This is a genomic window from Nocardia nova, from assembly GCF_002933465.1.
Lineage (GTDB): Bacteria > Actinomycetota > Actinomycetes > Mycobacteriales > Mycobacteriaceae > Nocardia > Nocardia nova_B.
Genome location: NZ_PSZE01000101.1, coordinates 1 through 767, shown reverse-complemented (window position 1 = coordinate 767; position 767 = coordinate 1). Strand labels below are relative to the sequence as shown.

Annotated in this window: 1 protein-coding gene; it reads right to left on the bottom strand. The window is 67.0% G+C overall.

The genetic code is table 11. The annotated features are described in order from the left end of the window. The coding region (locus C5E41_RS33020; protein ID WP_104379565.1) for an acyl-CoA dehydrogenase family protein at positions 1–767 on the bottom strand (767 nt) is incomplete at both ends.

Sequence of the window (767 nt, the reverse complement as noted above, 5' to 3'; positions counted from 1 at the left end):
CCGCGCGCGACGAGCTGACCGGCGATGACATTGCGCTGGATCTCGTTGGTGCCCTCGCCGACGATCATCAGCGGGGCGTCGCGGAAGTAGCGCTCGGCGTCGTATTCGGTCGAGTACCCGTATCCGCCGTGAATGCGCACCGCATTCAACGCGATGTCCATGGCGACCTCGGAGGCGAACAGCTTGGCCATTCCCGCTTCCATATCGCAGCGCTCGCCGCGGTCGAACTGTTCGGCCGCATAGCGCGTGAGCTGGCGGGCCGCGGTCAGTTTGGTCGCCATATCCGCCAGATAGTTACCGATCGACTGGTGCTTCCAGATCGGCTTACCGAAGCTCTCCCGGCCCTGGGAGTAGGCCAGCGCATCCTCGAGCGCCGCCGCGGCCACGCCCAGCGCGCGAGAAGCGACCTGGATACGGCCCGTCTCGAGCCCCTTCATCATCTGCGCGAATCCCTTACCGGGCTCACCGCCCAGAATGGCCGACACCGGCGCGCGATAGTTGTCGAACGACAGCTCGCAGCTCTCCACGCCCTTGTAGCCGAGCTTGGGCAGATCGCGGGAGACGGTCAGGCCTGGGCCGTGCTCGACCAGGACGATCGAGATCCCCGCATGCCGCGGGACGGCCGCCGGATCGGTCTTGCACAGCAGCGCGATCAGCCCGGACCTGCGCGCGTTGCTGATCCAGGTCTTGGCTCCGGTGATGACCAGCTCGTCGCCGTCGCGTTTGGCCTGGGTGGTCATCGCCTGCAGATCCGAACCGCCGCCCGG